Here is a 14,307-nt window from a genome sequence, read left to right as displayed (position 1 = left end):
ATTATTATTGCTAATTTTTACTTTTATAAAAAAATATATAACTCATAACACAAGGTACAAGTGAACAAAGTAAAATTGCAAAAATAATAAAACCAAGCAAAACATTACCTGAAAATATAAAAGGTGCTATCATAATTATAAGTCCTGATATTACATATAATTTACCACTTAATCTATGAGTTTTTCTCCATACATCATCATTACTAAGTGTCCAAGGTGTTCTTATACCAAAGAAAAATGTGCTTTTACATTTAGGTAAATAATTTCCTAGAATAATAAATAGCATACCTACAATTAATGGAATTATTTTGTCAACAGGTATATCATATCCTAATGATGCAAAAATAGTTACAAAACTGAGTAAACATAAGAATAGAACTAAGAAAAATACTATAACATCATATTGCTTTTCATATTTTAGATAATTTTTACTTCTAGGATCAATTTTAGGTAAAAATTTAAGTCCTAAGAAAGATAGTAAAGATAAGATAGGACCTAAAAAGATAAATGGTCTACTTCCATAATTGTCTATATCACCATTAACATTCCAATGTATAGGTATAGAATCTGGCAATTTATTATAAATCGCTACACAGAAAATAAATGTAACTAAAATTAAGCCAAAAGATAACATGTCTTTCTTCTTCATTTTTTAGTACCTTCCTCTTTCATTGTTAAGTTTATAAACCAATTCATTAAATCTTCAAACACAGAAGTATTTAATGAATAATAAATGAATTGACCTTTTCTCTCATCGTGAACTAAATCTGCTTGCTTTAAAATAGAAAGGTGATGAGAAATACTAGGTTTTGATATATCGAAGTAATTAGCAATGTCACCTGCAGTCATATCTTCAGATTTTAAAAGATCTAAAATTTTTCTTCTAGTTGGATCTGACAATGCTTTAAATACATCATTAAACAAAAAAATTCCTCCTTATTAAGAGACTATCTTTAAAATTTCAAAATGTCATATTAAGAAAAAATACATATTAAGTTTTAACATCTATTTTAAATTAAAATACAATAGGTTAAACCTTAAAATTTAAATTCTTAATTTAAAGAAAAATAATTACATTTTTAAACTATTAAATTTACTAAAAAAACTCTATTATATTTACATTATACAATATATGTTACACCTATAATAGACAAATTTAATTTAATTGAAATTATAGATACTAAAAAGTTAACATAAAATTAACTTCAATTTGAAATAAATCCATATAAAATTTGAAAAAATGGCAATTATTATAAATAAGTAGAGGTGATATAAATGAACTTTCAAAAGTTTGATATTGAAAATTGTGGGATAAATGTAATATCAAAAGATTTAGCATTAAGGTACAATTTAATTCCTTATAAAATGGATGAAAGTAATATATATTTATTTGTTTCTAGTAAATTAAGTAAAGAAATTATAGAAGAAATAGAATTTATAACATCCAGAAATGTAAGGGAGAATTTTCTAGATGAAATTAGCATATTAAATTTAATAAAATTCTATTACAATAAGGAAAGTTTAAAGAAAAATATAACTAAATTAAAAAGTAAAAAGCAAATAGAAAAAAGTAATATGAACTTTATAGATATACATACGAAAAAGGATGATTCACCAGCAGTTTTTATATTAAATTCCATAATTAAAGAAGCAATAACGAAAAATGCAAGTGACATACATATAGAACCATTTAAAAATAGTGTATTAGTAAGAATAAGAATAAATGGTGATCTTATAAAAATTGAGGAATTTCCAATAGAGATTTATGAAAATATAATTTATAGAATAAAAATACTTGCATCTATGGATATAAGTATAAAAAATAATCCACAAGATGGTAAGATAAGATTTAAATTTAATGGCGAAGAATTTGATCTTAGAATATCATCACTGCCAATAATATATGGTGAGAAATTTGTAATAAGAATACTTTATAAAAATAATATGAAGTACTCTCTAGAAAATATAGGCTTTGAAAATGAAGATGTAAAAACAATACGAAAAGTATTAAAGGCTAATAGTGGTATGATACTACTTACAGGGCCTACTGGCAGTGGAAAAACTACCACATTATATTCTATGATTCTAGAAATGGATAGAGATAGAAAAAATATAGTTACCGTTGAGAATCCTATAGAATATGAAATAGAAAAAGTAAATCAAGTTAATATAAATCCTAATATAGGTTTAACATTTAGTAAAAGTTTAAGAAATATTCTTAGGCAAGACCCAGATGTAATTATGGTTGGAGAAATTATTGATGAAGAAGCTGCACAAATTGCAATAACTGCATCCTTAACAGGGCATTTAATTTTGTCTACTATGCATTGCAATGATACATCATCATCAATAATAAGATTAATTGATATGAATGTACCAAAGTATTTAGTAGTAGATTCTGTTGGGCTTGTTATATCTCAAAGATTAGTTAAAAAATTATGTAATAATTGCAAAAAAACATATATGGCTACTAAAGAGGAAGTTAAAGACTTAGAAATAGAAAATGAAGAAATATTATTTTCAGCAGTGGGATGTGATAAGTGCAATTATACAGGATATGATGGAAGAGTTATGGTTTATGAGTTAGTTCTAATACAAGACAGTCATAAAAATATAATTATGAATTATGATGATATAAATGAATTAAGAAAATATAGTTTTAATGACAAAGGAAATTCATTAAAGGAAAAACTAAAAAAATTAGTTTTAAAGGGTGAAACAACTTATGAGCAATATATAGGTAACTTAAAATTAAACTATATGTCAAAGAGAGGATAATTTTATGGAGTATAAATATTTGGCTGTAAATAGAAATGGAAGTATCAAAAAAGGATATGAGTATGCAGAAAATAATTTAGAACTTTTAAGATTATTAAAAAGAAAAAAATTACTATGCATAAAGTATTCAAAAGTCAATAAGATTTTTTCAAGAAGAAGTGTAAATATTGTTTCATATAAAGATATTGCTATGTTTTGCAAATATATGTGTATAGCATTAGAAACTAAGCTAAGTTTTATTGAAGGTCTAGATTTAATAATATCTAGAATTAATAATAAACCTATAAGAAAAAGTTTGAAAATAATTAAAGAAGATATGGGAAAAGGTGAAAGTTTATATAGAGCTATGATGAAACATAGAAATATATATCCAAATAATTTAATAAACATGATTAAGATAGGAGAAGATAGCGGAAATTTAAAAAACATATTTAATAATATGGAAAGCTATTATCTACAAAAATCTAGATTAAGGAAAAAGTTTTTTACATCATTTATTTATCCAGCATTTGTACTTATAGTTGGAATAAGTATACAAATTGTATTTATGACCACGATACTTCCTAAATTTATAAATCAATTCAATATTGATTTAACTCAATTACCAAGCATTACAAAATTTTATTTGAATACTAGTGAATATATATCCGTAAATAAATTTAAAAGTTTAGTACAAATATTCATAATAGTAGCATTAGTTTTAATGCTGAAAACAAATAAAAAATTAAGAGAAAACATAACTAGATTTAAATTTAAAATTCCTTTATTAAGAAAGATACTTATAAAAAAAATTAGACAAGAATTTAGCAGTAGTATGTCTATGCTTCTAAACAGTGGAATTAATTTAGTTGAAAGTTATGATATTACAACAAGTACAATAAGCAATAAATATATAAAAAAAATTTTATATGAAGGATTAAATAAATTAATAACAGGGGAAACACTTTCAAATTCACTTAAATCTACAGAAATATTTGAAAAATTTTTTATTGAAGTTGTAGCCATAGGAGAAGAAGGTGGAAGATTAAATGAAAGCTTCAATACTTTAAAAGATATTTTAACAGAGGATATGGAAAGTTTTTTAGTTAAAGTTACAGAAATAACGCAACCAACAATAATAGTAATAGTAGGAATATTGATAACCACAATGATAGTTGCTATGTTAATACCTATGTTAAATATGATTGAGTTTATGGCTTTATAAATTTAAAAAAGTAAATAAAAGGCGTGATAAGTTTGAAAAAACATGGTGCAATTCTTATGGAGAAAGTTGTAGAGTTATCAATAATATTAATAATAGTTACAATATCGCTACTTTCATATAAGGCACTAAAAATATATAAAAGCAAATTAGATTTAGAGTATTCAGCAAATGAATTAATTGACATTTTAAATGTAGCCAGAAGCTATAGTAGAAATAATAATTGTGAGACAAGACTTGAATTACAATATGACAATAATAAAAATATCCAAAATATTTATTTTATAAGCAATACAAAAATTATTAAAGACTTTAAGTTAAAAGAGGGAATAAAAATAAATGAGAGTAGCTTTAAAAATATAATAATAGATAAGACAGGATACATAACCAAAGCAACAACAATATTGTTGCAAGATGAAAAAGGAAAGGAAAAGGAAATATCTATAATGGTAGGTACAAGTTATGTCAATCTTAAAAAATAAGCGAGGATATATAATTATAGAAGCAGTAGTTGCTATGAGTATAGTCCTTATTTTAATAACGTTAATTCTACAAACTATAATTGTTAATAGAAATATTGAAAATAAAATTAAAACTAAAAATGATATATGTAAATACATTCAAAAGTCAGAAAAAATTATAATATATAATACAGAATTTCAAGAGATAGAGTCGTTATTAGATAAGAAGATATATTTAAATGAACGTGATTTAAACAACTATTCAGAAGGTGGAATTTTAAAAATAGCATCTAAGTATGACAAGGAAAATTCAATTTTACAAATAAATTTAAAAAAAGAAGATGATTATGTAAAAGTAAAAATAAATGGAATTTCAAAAGGTGAGATAGTTGAAAGTTGTACATTTTATAAAGGATTGTATGAAAAGAAAAGAAAAATATAGGATGCAAAGAAATAAGGGATATATTTTATTAGAGAGTTTAATTGGGATATCATTAGGAATAATTATACTTACAATACTAATTAGTACATTTAAACTTTGTGATAAATTATTTTATGAAAAAATTAAATATAAAAGAAATATGGTAGACATAGAAGAGTGTTTACATTTCATTGAACATGAAACCATGGAAAATGTTATTAAAATAGAAATAATAGACAATAATATAATTATACACAAAGAAATAGAAGAAAAGGATAAAAATGGGATCAAAAGCAAATATAAAATTACTAAGCTTATAAAACAAATAGATAATAATTTATTTGTTTTAAACAAAGAAGGATGGAATACTCCAGAAGATACAACTTATAAAAACTATATAATAAGAAACATAAAAAATTTTAAAACAAAAAAAGTTGGTGATTTGTTTTGGGTAGAAATAGAAAGCAATGAAGGAATAAAGTATGAGAGGTGGTATTCATTAGAAAAAAGTTAGAATATAAAAACGGATATGTAATGATATCGGTTATTATATTAACGGCTATAATAATGATTTTAAGTACATACATGGTTGGAAAAAATCAAACTGTATTAGAATATTTTAAATCTAATAATAAGTACTTAATTACACAAAAAGAGGAAGAAGAGACAAAGGAAATTATATTAAGTAAATTATATAATAAGTTAAAAAATACAAGTGATGAAGAAGATGAAGATTTTATGGTTGAATTCAACAATAGCACAGGTATTTACTCAAAGGATAGTAAAAAGGTAACAGTTAAGTTTTTAAATAAATTTAAAAGAATTAAAATTTACAATTATAACGTTATAAAAGAAGGCGGAAAAATTTACTTTGAAAATTGAAAAAAATTATTGCTAAAATAATTGAAAGGAGTAAAAATGGGAATCTTCATATATGGTGATAATAAAAATATTAAGGGATTAGAATATAATAAAAAATTATTTAATAAAGTAAAATTTAAAAGAGAATATAAAAGTAATGAAGAAATTGAAGAGCTGTATTTGAAAAATAAAAAAATAATCTTAAACATAGAAGGGCAAGAACTTTTTATAAAAATAATAAAAGTACCTAAAGTGAAGAAAAAATATTTAAGAGATGTAATCCAAAATGAAGTATTGATAAGATACGGAGAAGATATAATTTATAATTATGATGTGCTAGAAGAAAAAACAAATTGCTTTAAAATTGTTTTGTACTGTGCACACGAAAGTAGTATAAGATCATTGCAAATCAATACTGTAAAGAATGGAAATTTAATTAAAATAGATTTTACTCAAAATAATATAATTAATTACTATTCAAAAATGATTTTAAAAGAAACGTATATGTTAATTATACAATATAGAGATTATATATATTTTTTGAAAGTATATAAAAATAAATTAATCTTTAATAAGGTTATACAAACTAAAAAATATAATGAAAATCATATAGAAATGGAAATAGATAATTTTTTGGATTGTAATATAAAATATAAAAATATATACTATTCAAATTTAGAAAACTTTAAAGAGAAATTAAAGGAGTTAAATGCAACACAACTTTTAAATATAGATATGAATACATTTTTAAAATATATTATATAACAAAAGGGTGAAAAAAATGATAGAAAAGTCTTTTGTAATGATTTCTAAAAAGAAAAAATATGAGATTAATCAAACTTATAAAAAGAAATTAATTATATATGTAGTATTATTAATTTTCATAAATTCATTTTTAGGTGTAAAAAATTTAGAGGCAGATAAATATAATAAAAAATTAAGTCAAGCCACTAATGTAAATGCAGAAAATAAAATAACAAAAGATACAAGTACTACAGATATGCTGAAAAAATTTAATAATAAGTTTCAACCAGAAAGATTAAACATAGAAAACATATTAGTAAATAAAGATAGTGTAGAAATGTTAATAAGAGTAGAAAATAAAAAAGAATGTTTAGACATTATTAGAAGATTAGAAAAAATATATAAAATAAATTCTATATCTCCAATCATTGAAGAAAATGATAAAAAATTAATAAAGGTGATATTATGCTAAAAAATAATACTATAGTTTTAAAAATAATTATTATATTTTTTTTACTTATTAGTGTATTTAATGTAAAATTATATGTAGATAATTATGTGAAATTAAAAGATGAAAGTGTTACAGTGACAAATACGATAGAAAAAACATATGGTTTTGTAGATGCTCTAGAGATATTATATTCTTATGAAAATTTAAATATAGATAATATAGAGGTGGAAAATGATAGATGTATTTATACTATTTCATTCAATGGTCAATATGATGAACTTTTATCTATATTAGAATATTTGATAGGTTTTGATGAAGTTATATCTATAGATAACATAAATATAAAGAATATGAAGGATGTAACATTTAATATAGAGTTTATAAAAAATAAATAGTAAGGAAAAAATATGAGAAATATAATTTTAATAGGAATGAGTTTAAGTGGAAAAACAACTTTAGCTTATGAAATAAGTAAGAAATTAAATTGTAACTTTATAGATACAGATAAGCTTATAGAAGAAGAAAATAAAATTACTATAAATGAAATCTTTAAAGTTAAAGGAGAAAAATTTTTTAGAGATTTAGAATCAGGTGTTATAGAAAAAATTAAATATGTTGATAATAGTATTATAAGCACTGGTGGTGGAATGCCTATATATAATAGAAATATAGATAAATTAAAAAATATAGGTATTGTAGTATATTTAAGAGTGCCTTTAGAAATATTACTAAAAAGAGCAAAAAATGTGGAGAATAGACCTTTAATAAAAGGGAATTATAAAGATAAAGTAAAAAAAATATATAATTCTAGAGTTAAGGTATATGAAAGTGCAGATATAATAATTGATCTAGGCAATAACTTAGAAGAAAATTTGGATAATATTATTAATATGATTGAAAAATTAAACAAATAAAATGTGAATAAATTTATTGGAATTTTATTCAATGTTTACAATTGCAAAGGGTGACTATTTTTGATAAAATACTATTGTTAGATTTTTTTATTGCAATAAGGTGGTTTTGTATTGTGAAAATTTTAGTTATTAATGGTCCAAATCTTAATTTATTAAGTATTAGAGAAACTAGCATTTATGGCGAGTTATCTTTAAATGATATCAATGAACTTATTTTAGATAAGTTTAAAAACACAAAAGATTTGACAATTGATTTTTATCAAAACAATTGTGAAGGGGAAATTATAAATAAATTACATAGTGCAATAGGTGTATATGATGGTGTTGTTATAAATCCAGGAGCATACTCTCATTACAGTATTGCTATTTTAGATGCAATAAAAGCGTATAACATCATAACTATCGAAGTTCATATTAGCAACATTTATAAAAGAGAAGAATATAGACGTAAAAGTGTCATAAGTGAAGGATGCTATGGCGTTATTAGTGGGCTAGGGTATTATGGGTACATCGCGGCAATAGATAGTATACTAAATGTATTAAAAAGATAAAATATTATCCGAATTATTACTAACTCCTTAGAAATTTTATAAATATATATCTTATATATTAAAATAATTATTTATAGCTAATATTTCTTCTAAGAAATAGGGAAAGGTGAGATTATTATGTTTAGTAAAAGAATAGAAACATTAAGAAAAGTTATGGCAGAAAGAGGCTTAGACGCTGTCTTACTACAAGGTGATGTTAATAGAAACTATATGAGTGGATTTAAAGGTGATGAAAGCTATTCAATAATAACTATGGATAAAGCTATATTTATTACTGATTCTAGATTTACAGAGCAAGCAACTCAAGAAGTTAAAGATTATGAAGTACGTGAATATCAAAGACCTTTTGAAGCTTTTTTAGATAAAATTGTTAAAGAGTTTAATATAAAAAAATTAGGATTTGAAGAAAATGTATTAACTTATGAATTATATAATTCATATAAAGAAGTAGTGAGCTGTGAGTTAATACCTCTTAATGGTGTTCTTGAAACATTAAGAGAAATCAAATGTGAAAAAGAAATAGAAATTATGAGAAAAGCTCAAAATATTGCCGACAAAGGTTTTGAACATATACTAAAATTCATAAAACCAGGAATGACTGAAAGAGAAATAGGTTTAGAATTAGAATTCTATATGAGAAAATTAGGAGCAACTGGACTTTCATTTCCTTCTATAGTTGCATCTGGAGTAAGATCATCACTTCCTCATGGAATGGCAACAGAAAAAGTGGTTGAAAATGGAGACTTCTTGACATTAGATTTCGGTGTAGTGTATGATGGATATTGTTCTGACATGACTAGAACTATAGTTATAGGGGAACCAAATGAAAAAATGAAAGAAATATATAATGTAGTTTTAAAAGCACAAGAAGCTGCATTAAAAGCTGTTAAACCAGGAATATCTTGTTATGATTTAGATAAAATAGCAAGAGACATAATAACAGAAGCAGGCTATGGTGAATACTTTGGTCATGGTCTTGGTCATGGCGTTGGTAGAGTAGTTCACGAGCTTCCAATGGTTAATTTCAGAAGTAAAGAAATATTAAAACCAGGAATGGTTATAACAGATGAACCAGGAATTTATATTCCAAACTTTGGTGGAGTAAGAATAGAAGATATAATATTAGTAACAGAAGATGGTTACGAAGTATTTTCAAAATCACCAAAAGAATTAATATGTTTAAAATAATTTATGCTAATTTTATTGCTTATGGTTATACTAAAATATAACAATAGGTATAACATTTATTATATTAGGAGGTAACACTAATGATTTCAGCAGGAGATTTAAGAAAAGGAACTACTTTTGAAGAGAATGGACAAGTTTATACAGTTATAGATTTCCTACACGTTAAGCCGGGAAAAGGAGCTGCGTTTGTTAGAACTAAACTAAGAAACGTTATAACTGGGGGAGTAACAGATACAACTTACAACCCAACAGCTAAATTACAAGAAGCAGTAATTGAAAGAAAAGAAATGCAATATTTATATTCAGATGGAGAATTATATTATTTCATGGATCAAGAAACTTTTGAACAAATTCCACTAAACCATGAAAAAGTTGAAGATGCTATAAAATTCTTAAAAGAAAATATGTTTGCAATCATAAAATTCTACAAAGGAGAAGCATTCTCTGTAGAAGCGCCAAACTTTGTTGAGCTAGTAATAACTCACACAGAGCCAGCAGTAAAAGGAAACACTGCAACAAATGTAATGAAACCAGCAACTGTAGAAACAGGAGCAATAGTTCCAGTACCTTTATTCGTAAATGAAGGAGAAACTATAAGAATAGATACAAGATCTGGAGAGTATATGGAAAGAGTTTAATCTACATATGCTAGGTTTGTTTGATTTAGTATAGCAAGCCTTAAGATAAGCATAGTAATAACAAAACTGTTATTACTATGCTTATTTTTTTTGTACATATAAAATAAAGTTTTGAAATTTTGTAATAATTTTACGTAGTCCTAAATATTAATGGAATATGAAAGGATGATAAAAATGACAAGAGATATACTTGAAATTTTACCTAAGAATATAAGAATGATAGTTGAAAATAATACTAAGTTAGATGAATTACAAGAGATAAGAATAAAAATAGACAAGCCAATATATCTATATATAAATAATATAGAAAAAAAATATGAGTACAAGCCTTGTGCAGAAGATATAAAATTTATATTACAAAAAATAAGTAGTTATTCTATATATGCATTTGAAAACGAAATAAAACATGGATATATAACTATAAGAGGTGGACATAGAGTAGGGTTGTGTGGAACCATAGTAACAGAAAAAAATGTGGTAAAAACAATAAAAAATATAACATCAATAAATATACGGGTTGCTAAGGAAGTTGTAAATTGTTCTAAGTATTTAATCCCTTATATTGTTAGAAATAAAGAAATACTTAATACAATAATTATTTCTCCACCAAAATGTGGGAAGACAACAATACTTAGAGATCTTTGCAGAATTATTTCTGATGGGGATGGTATAAATTTAAAAGGTAAAAACATAACTGTTATAGATGAAAGAAGTGAAATAGCAGCATGTTTTAAGGGGATACCACAGATGAATGTAGGAAATAGAACAGATGTATTGGATAGTTGTCCTAAAAGTGAAGGCATAATTATGGCAATAAGAAGTATGTCGCCAGAAGTAATAATTTGTGATGAGATTGGAACACATAGTGATATGGAAAGCATAATAGCAGCATTAAATTCAGGTGTAAATCTTATAACAACTATACATGGATTTGATATAGAAGATTTATATAAAAGACCTGTATTTAAAGAAGTAATGGAAAATGCTGTTTTTAAAAGAGCAATTGTACTTAGTAATAGAAAAGGTATAGGAACAATAGAATATATTTATGACTTTGAAAAATGCAAAGAAATAAAGGAGGTTTGTAGGTGATAAAGTTTATAGGAGCAGGTATAGTTTTAATAACTTCTTCTCTAATAGGATATCTTTATGGTGAAAATTTAAAAAAAAGAGTAAATAACTTAAAAGAATTTGAAAGATCAATGTATCACTTGAAAAATGAAATAAGTTATAGTCATTCGTTATTATATCAAGCATTTTCAACTGTAGCAGAAAGAAGTAAAGAACCTGTAAATAAAGTGTTCATACACATATCGAAAAGTTTAGAAGAAGGTGTTTGTGATAGCGTTTATGATGCTTTTTATAAGGCTTTTGAGAAATATAAACAAGAATTATTATTTTTGAAAGAAGATGTTGATATATTCTTAAATTTATCTAAAACCTTAGGAGAGATAAATTTAGATAGCCAAGAAGATATGTTTGAATTGTCCATAATGAATTTGAAGAAAAACATAGAAAATGGAGAAGAAAAATTAAAAAAGAATTTAAAAATGTACAGATATTTAGGTTTTACTATAGGAGCTATGATTACAATAATATTTATTTAGGGGGGCAGTAAAATGTTAGATTTTGGATTGATTTTAAAAATAGGAGCAATGGGGATGATTACTATAATATTAGACAAAGTTCTTAAAAGTGGAGGAAGAGATGATTATGCAACTATTGTTAACTTTGCAGGCATAGTAATAATACTAATGATGGTTGTAACACTTGTAGTAAAATTATTTTCATCAATACAAACATTAGTTAATTTTTAAGGGAGGGCATTATGGAAATATTGCAAATAGTAGGATTTGCTTTTGCAGCTCTCTTTATGGCACAAACATTAAAACATAATAGAAGTGATATAGCACTATTAGTAAGTACTTCAGCAGGAATAATTATTTTTATATTTGTGATTAGTAAATTAAACATAGTTATAAGCTTTTTACAAACTATAGCTAATAAAGCTAATATTGATGCTATTTATTTAGATGTTATTTTCAAAATTTTAGCAATTGCATATTTAGCATCCTTTTGCAGTGAAGTGTGTAAGGATGCAGGAGAAGGTAGTATAGCATCTAAAGTAGAATTTGCAGGAAAAATATTAATACTTACTTTGGCTATGCCAATTCTAATGGGTGTTTTACAAACTATATTAAAGATGTTGTAAAAGTGAAAAAAGAGGTATATGTATGAAAAAGTTTCTATTCATATTAATTTTAATATTATTTATACCAGTTCATGTACAAGCTGTACAAAATGGTGATAGTAATATAAATAGTAATGTTGAAATGACAGAAGAAGAAAAACAAAAGATAGAATCACTGTACGATTATATATCAAATATTCAAAATGATTATGAGATATTAAGAAATTTAAATCCAAGAGAATTTGTAGATAGTTATATAAAAAATGGAGATGGTGGTTTATCTATAAAAGATATTTCAAAGTATTTTTTAATGTATGCATTTAAAGAAGTTGTAGCTTCATTTAAACTTGTAGGCTCATTGATTATAGTTGCTATAGTATGTGCACTTTTAAATAATTTGCAGCAAGCATTTAAAGTTGACAACATATCGAATATTGCACACTTTGCATGTTACTCGCTCATGATAATAATTATAGCAAAAGGATTTTTTATAGGTATAGATGTTGCAAGAAATGCAATTAAAGAAATGAGTGATTTTATAACAGCACTATTTCCGGTTTTAATGATGTTACTTGCTAGTATGGGGGGATTATCTGAGGCAATGCTAATGGATCCTATAATTATGGGTATATGTAGCATAGGAGCAAAATTTTACTCTCTAGTCTTAATTCCATTAATAACAATGAGTTTTGTATTAAGTTTTGTAAATAATATTTGTGATGATTACAAAATAAGTAATTTAACTAATTTAATAAAAAAATCAGCTATATGGATACAAGGTATATTTTTAACGGTATTTATAGGGACTATAACAATAAGAAGTATAGCAGCTAAAAGTATAGATGTAGTTACTATGAAAACAGCTAAATTTGCAGTAGATAATTTTATCCCAGTAGTAGGAAAAACTTTATCAGATGCAATCTCAACAGTAGCAGGATATACGATGCTTTTGAAAAATGCTATAAGTACTGTTGGGTTGATAGTAGTACTTATAATAGTTTTGATGCCAATAATAAAGATACTAATAATGGCTTTAATTTATAAACTTACAGCAGCAGTTTTAGAACCAATAAGTGATAAAAAAATAGTATCAGTTATAGACTCAGCAGGTAGTTCCTTAATAACTATAAGTTCATGTGTAATAAGTGTAAGTATAATGTTTTTTATAATGATATCAATTGTGGCGGTTGCGGGGAAAAGTTCATTACTTATATAAAAAGAGATATTGAATTTAATCTTATTGGTACAAGCTATTAAGAATCTAACAAATTAAATAGAAAAAGGATGAGTTTTATGATAGAGGGGTTAAGAAATTTTATAATAATTTTAAGTAGTGCAGTGTTTTTTATTACTGCAGTACAAATGATACTTCCGGATAATTCTATGAAAAAATATTGCAAATTTGTATTAGGGCTTGTCTTAGTGGTTATAATGCTTAATCCGATAGTTAAACTATTTAATTCGGAAATAAATATTTATGATGAAATAGAAAAATCAACAGGGTATATCTTTGACAAGGAATATGAAGTAGATTATGAAAAGTACAAAGATATAAATATAAAAAATACAATTCAGAATTTTGAAAAAAACATGGAAAAGCAATGTATAGAGGATTTGCAAACAAAATATAGTGATAAAAAATTTACAGCAAGTGTAAAAGCATCTTTTGATGAAGAAAAGAAAATTTTCAATATTGAAAGTATAGAAGTTGCTTTGTGTGATAGTATTGTTCCTAAAATAAAAAAAATAGAAATAGGAAATGATAAGGCTATGACTGTAGATAACACAAATGATGAGACATCAAATGAAATAAAAAAGTATATAAGTAACAAATATAATGTATCAGAAGAGAGTGTATTGGTTTGTAGAAAATAAAATTAAGTAAAGATAAGAATTTAGTAAGGGGGT

21 protein-coding genes are annotated in these 14,307 nt (G+C 24.5%); 19 read left to right on the top strand and 2 right to left on the bottom strand.

What is annotated here, in order from left to right; genetic code table 11:
• Positions 1-10: 10 nt before the first annotated feature.
• The gene (locus AC07E4_RS16235) at positions 11-649 is read right to left on the bottom strand and encodes an SdpI family protein (RefSeq protein ID WP_430829738.1); all 639 of its coding nucleotides are present in this window, start codon (positions 647-649) and stop codon (positions 11-13) included.
• On the bottom strand, positions 646-924 hold the full coding sequence (locus tag AC07E4_RS16230) for an autorepressor SdpR family transcription factor (RefSeq protein ID WP_040329378.1): 279 nt from the start codon (positions 922-924) through the stop codon (positions 646-648). Before AC07E4_RS16230 ends, AC07E4_RS16235 begins: the two co-directional genes overlap by 4 nt.
• Positions 925-1,275: 351 nt before the next feature.
• Between AC07E4_RS16230 and AC07E4_RS16225 the strand changes: the two genes are divergently transcribed.
• The 19 genes from AC07E4_RS16225 (at position 1,276) to spoIIIAF (ending at position 14,274) form a co-directional block, all read left to right on the top strand.
• Positions 1,276-2,778: a GspE/PulE family protein gene (locus AC07E4_RS16225; protein ID WP_430829739.1), complete on the top strand. Its 1,503-nt coding sequence runs from the start codon at positions 1,276-1,278 to the stop codon at positions 2,776-2,778.
• Positions 2,779-2,782: 4 nt separating this feature from the next.
• Positions 2,783-3,982, top strand: coding sequence for a type II secretion system F family protein (locus tag AC07E4_RS16220; protein WP_040329376.1), 1,200 nt, complete (start codon positions 2,783-2,785; stop codon positions 3,980-3,982).
• A 32-nt stretch (positions 3,983-4,014) separates the two neighbouring features.
• Complete coding sequence (locus AC07E4_RS16215; RefSeq protein ID WP_430829741.1) at positions 4,015-4,461, top strand: hypothetical protein; 447 nt, start codon at positions 4,015-4,017, stop codon at positions 4,459-4,461.
• The gene (locus tag AC07E4_RS16210) at positions 4,442-4,882 is read left to right on the top strand and encodes a hypothetical protein (RefSeq protein ID WP_040329373.1); all 441 of its coding nucleotides are present in this window, start codon (positions 4,442-4,444) and stop codon (positions 4,880-4,882) included. The genes AC07E4_RS16215 and AC07E4_RS16210 overlap by 20 nt, the downstream gene beginning before the upstream one ends.
• Entirely contained in the window at positions 4,830-5,375 is a 546-nt protein-coding gene (locus tag AC07E4_RS16205; RefSeq protein ID WP_478216987.1) for a hypothetical protein, read from the top strand. The genes AC07E4_RS16210 and AC07E4_RS16205 overlap by 53 nt, the downstream gene beginning before the upstream one ends.
• Positions 5,376-5,395: 20 nt before the next feature.
• Positions 5,396-5,743: a hypothetical protein gene (locus AC07E4_RS16200; protein ID WP_478216986.1), complete on the top strand. Its 348-nt coding sequence runs from the start codon at positions 5,396-5,398 to the stop codon at positions 5,741-5,743.
• 36 nt (positions 5,744-5,779) lie between these two features.
• Positions 5,780-6,487 (top strand): hypothetical protein, encoded by a 708-nt coding sequence (locus AC07E4_RS16195; protein WP_040329369.1) that lies wholly within the window; start codon positions 5,780-5,782, stop codon positions 6,485-6,487.
• 16 nt (positions 6,488-6,503) lie between these two features.
• On the top strand, positions 6,504-6,938 hold the full coding sequence (locus AC07E4_RS16190) for a hypothetical protein (RefSeq protein WP_430829744.1): 435 nt from the start codon (positions 6,504-6,506) through the stop codon (positions 6,936-6,938).
• Positions 6,932-7,312 carry a hypothetical protein gene (locus tag AC07E4_RS16185; RefSeq protein WP_040329366.1) on the top strand — a complete coding sequence of 127 codons (381 nt, stop codon included), beginning with the start codon at positions 6,932-6,934 and terminating at the stop codon, positions 7,310-7,312. Before AC07E4_RS16190 ends, AC07E4_RS16185 begins: the two co-directional genes overlap by 7 nt.
• A gap of 12 nt (positions 7,313-7,324) precedes the next feature.
• Entirely contained in the window at positions 7,325-7,831 is a 507-nt protein-coding gene (locus tag AC07E4_RS16180) for a shikimate kinase (RefSeq protein WP_040329364.1), read from the top strand.
• Between the two features lie 113 nt (positions 7,832-7,944).
• Positions 7,945-8,382: a type II 3-dehydroquinate dehydratase gene (gene aroQ, locus AC07E4_RS16175; RefSeq protein ID WP_040329362.1), complete on the top strand. Its 438-nt coding sequence runs from the start codon at positions 7,945-7,947 to the stop codon at positions 8,380-8,382.
• Between the two features lie 117 nt (positions 8,383-8,499).
• Positions 8,500-9,570: a M24 family metallopeptidase gene (locus AC07E4_RS16170; RefSeq protein ID WP_430829745.1), complete on the top strand. Its 1,071-nt coding sequence runs from the start codon at positions 8,500-8,502 to the stop codon at positions 9,568-9,570.
• Positions 9,571-9,650: 80 nt separating this feature from the next.
• Entirely contained in the window at positions 9,651-10,208 is a 558-nt protein-coding gene (gene efp / locus AC07E4_RS16165) for an elongation factor P (RefSeq protein WP_040329360.1), read from the top strand.
• A 174-nt stretch (positions 10,209-10,382) separates the two neighbouring features.
• The gene (spoIIIAA, locus tag AC07E4_RS16160; RefSeq protein WP_423219654.1) at positions 10,383-11,300 is read left to right on the top strand and encodes a stage III sporulation protein AA; all 918 of its coding nucleotides are present in this window, start codon (positions 10,383-10,385) and stop codon (positions 11,298-11,300) included.
• On the top strand, positions 11,297-11,815 hold the full coding sequence (gene spoIIIAB, locus AC07E4_RS16155; protein ID WP_040329357.1) for a stage III sporulation protein SpoIIIAB: 519 nt from the start codon (positions 11,297-11,299) through the stop codon (positions 11,813-11,815). Before spoIIIAA ends, spoIIIAB begins: the two co-directional genes overlap by 4 nt.
• Before the next feature lie 12 nt (positions 11,816-11,827).
• Positions 11,828-12,025 (top strand): stage III sporulation protein AC, encoded by a 198-nt coding sequence (gene spoIIIAC / locus AC07E4_RS16150; protein ID WP_040329355.1) that lies wholly within the window; start codon positions 11,828-11,830, stop codon positions 12,023-12,025.
• An 11-nt stretch (positions 12,026-12,036) separates the two neighbouring features.
• Positions 12,037-12,420 (top strand): stage III sporulation protein AD, encoded by a 384-nt coding sequence (spoIIIAD, locus tag AC07E4_RS16145; RefSeq protein WP_040329353.1) that lies wholly within the window; start codon positions 12,037-12,039, stop codon positions 12,418-12,420.
• 22 nt (positions 12,421-12,442) lie between these two features.
• The gene (gene spoIIIAE, locus AC07E4_RS16140; RefSeq protein WP_040329352.1) at positions 12,443-13,615 is read left to right on the top strand and encodes a stage III sporulation protein AE; all 1,173 of its coding nucleotides are present in this window, start codon (positions 12,443-12,445) and stop codon (positions 13,613-13,615) included.
• 77 nt (positions 13,616-13,692) lie between these two features.
• The gene (gene spoIIIAF, locus AC07E4_RS16135; RefSeq protein WP_040329351.1) at positions 13,693-14,274 is read left to right on the top strand and encodes a stage III sporulation protein AF; all 582 of its coding nucleotides are present in this window, start codon (positions 13,693-13,695) and stop codon (positions 14,272-14,274) included.
• Positions 14,275-14,307: the final 33 nt, after the last annotated feature.

The sequence above is a fragment of the Clostridium amazonense genome, assembly GCF_056431285.1.
Note: the sequence above shows the minus strand (reverse complement) of the source record. Positions and strands in the feature narration are given on the sequence as shown.

Bases quoted from the DNA above. Each gene is read 5' to 3' on its own strand.
- AC07E4_RS16185 (WP_040329366.1), top strand. From the start codon at position 6,932: ATGCTAAAAAATAATACTATAGTTTTAAAAATAATTATTATATTTTTT.
- spoIIIAD (WP_040329353.1), top strand. From the start codon at position 12,037: ATGGAAATATTGCAAATAGTAGGATTTGCTTTTGCAGCTCTCTTTATG.
- AC07E4_RS16170 (WP_430829745.1), top strand. From the start codon at position 8,500: ATGTTTAGTAAAAGAATAGAAACATTAAGAAAAGTTATGGCAGAAAGA.
- AC07E4_RS16180 (WP_040329364.1), top strand. From the start codon at position 7,325: ATGAGAAATATAATTTTAATAGGAATGAGTTTAAGTGGAAAAACAACT.
- spoIIIAF (WP_040329351.1), top strand. From the start codon at position 13,693: ATGATAGAGGGGTTAAGAAATTTTATAATAATTTTAAGTAGTGCAGTG.
- AC07E4_RS16210 (WP_040329373.1), top strand. From the start codon at position 4,442: ATGTCAATCTTAAAAAATAAGCGAGGATATATAATTATAGAAGCAGTA.
- spoIIIAE (WP_040329352.1), top strand. From the start codon at position 12,443: ATGAAAAAGTTTCTATTCATATTAATTTTAATATTATTTATACCAGTT.
- AC07E4_RS16190 (WP_430829744.1), top strand. From the start codon at position 6,504: ATGATAGAAAAGTCTTTTGTAATGATTTCTAAAAAGAAAAAATATGAG.
- AC07E4_RS16225 (WP_430829739.1), top strand. From the start codon at position 1,276: ATGAACTTTCAAAAGTTTGATATTGAAAATTGTGGGATAAATGTAATA.
- AC07E4_RS16235 (WP_430829738.1), bottom strand. From the start codon at position 649: ATGAAGAAGAAAGACATGTTATCTTTTGGCTTAATTTTAGTTACATTT.
- AC07E4_RS16220 (WP_040329376.1), top strand. From the start codon at position 2,783: ATGGAGTATAAATATTTGGCTGTAAATAGAAATGGAAGTATCAAAAAA.
- AC07E4_RS16200 (WP_478216986.1), top strand. From the start codon at position 5,396: ATGATATCGGTTATTATATTAACGGCTATAATAATGATTTTAAGTACA.
- spoIIIAA (WP_423219654.1), top strand. From the start codon at position 10,383: ATGACAAGAGATATACTTGAAATTTTACCTAAGAATATAAGAATGATA.
- AC07E4_RS16195 (WP_040329369.1), top strand. From the start codon at position 5,780: ATGGGAATCTTCATATATGGTGATAATAAAAATATTAAGGGATTAGAA.
- spoIIIAC (WP_040329355.1), top strand. From the start codon at position 11,828: ATGTTAGATTTTGGATTGATTTTAAAAATAGGAGCAATGGGGATGATT.
- efp (WP_040329360.1), top strand. From the start codon at position 9,651: ATGATTTCAGCAGGAGATTTAAGAAAAGGAACTACTTTTGAAGAGAAT.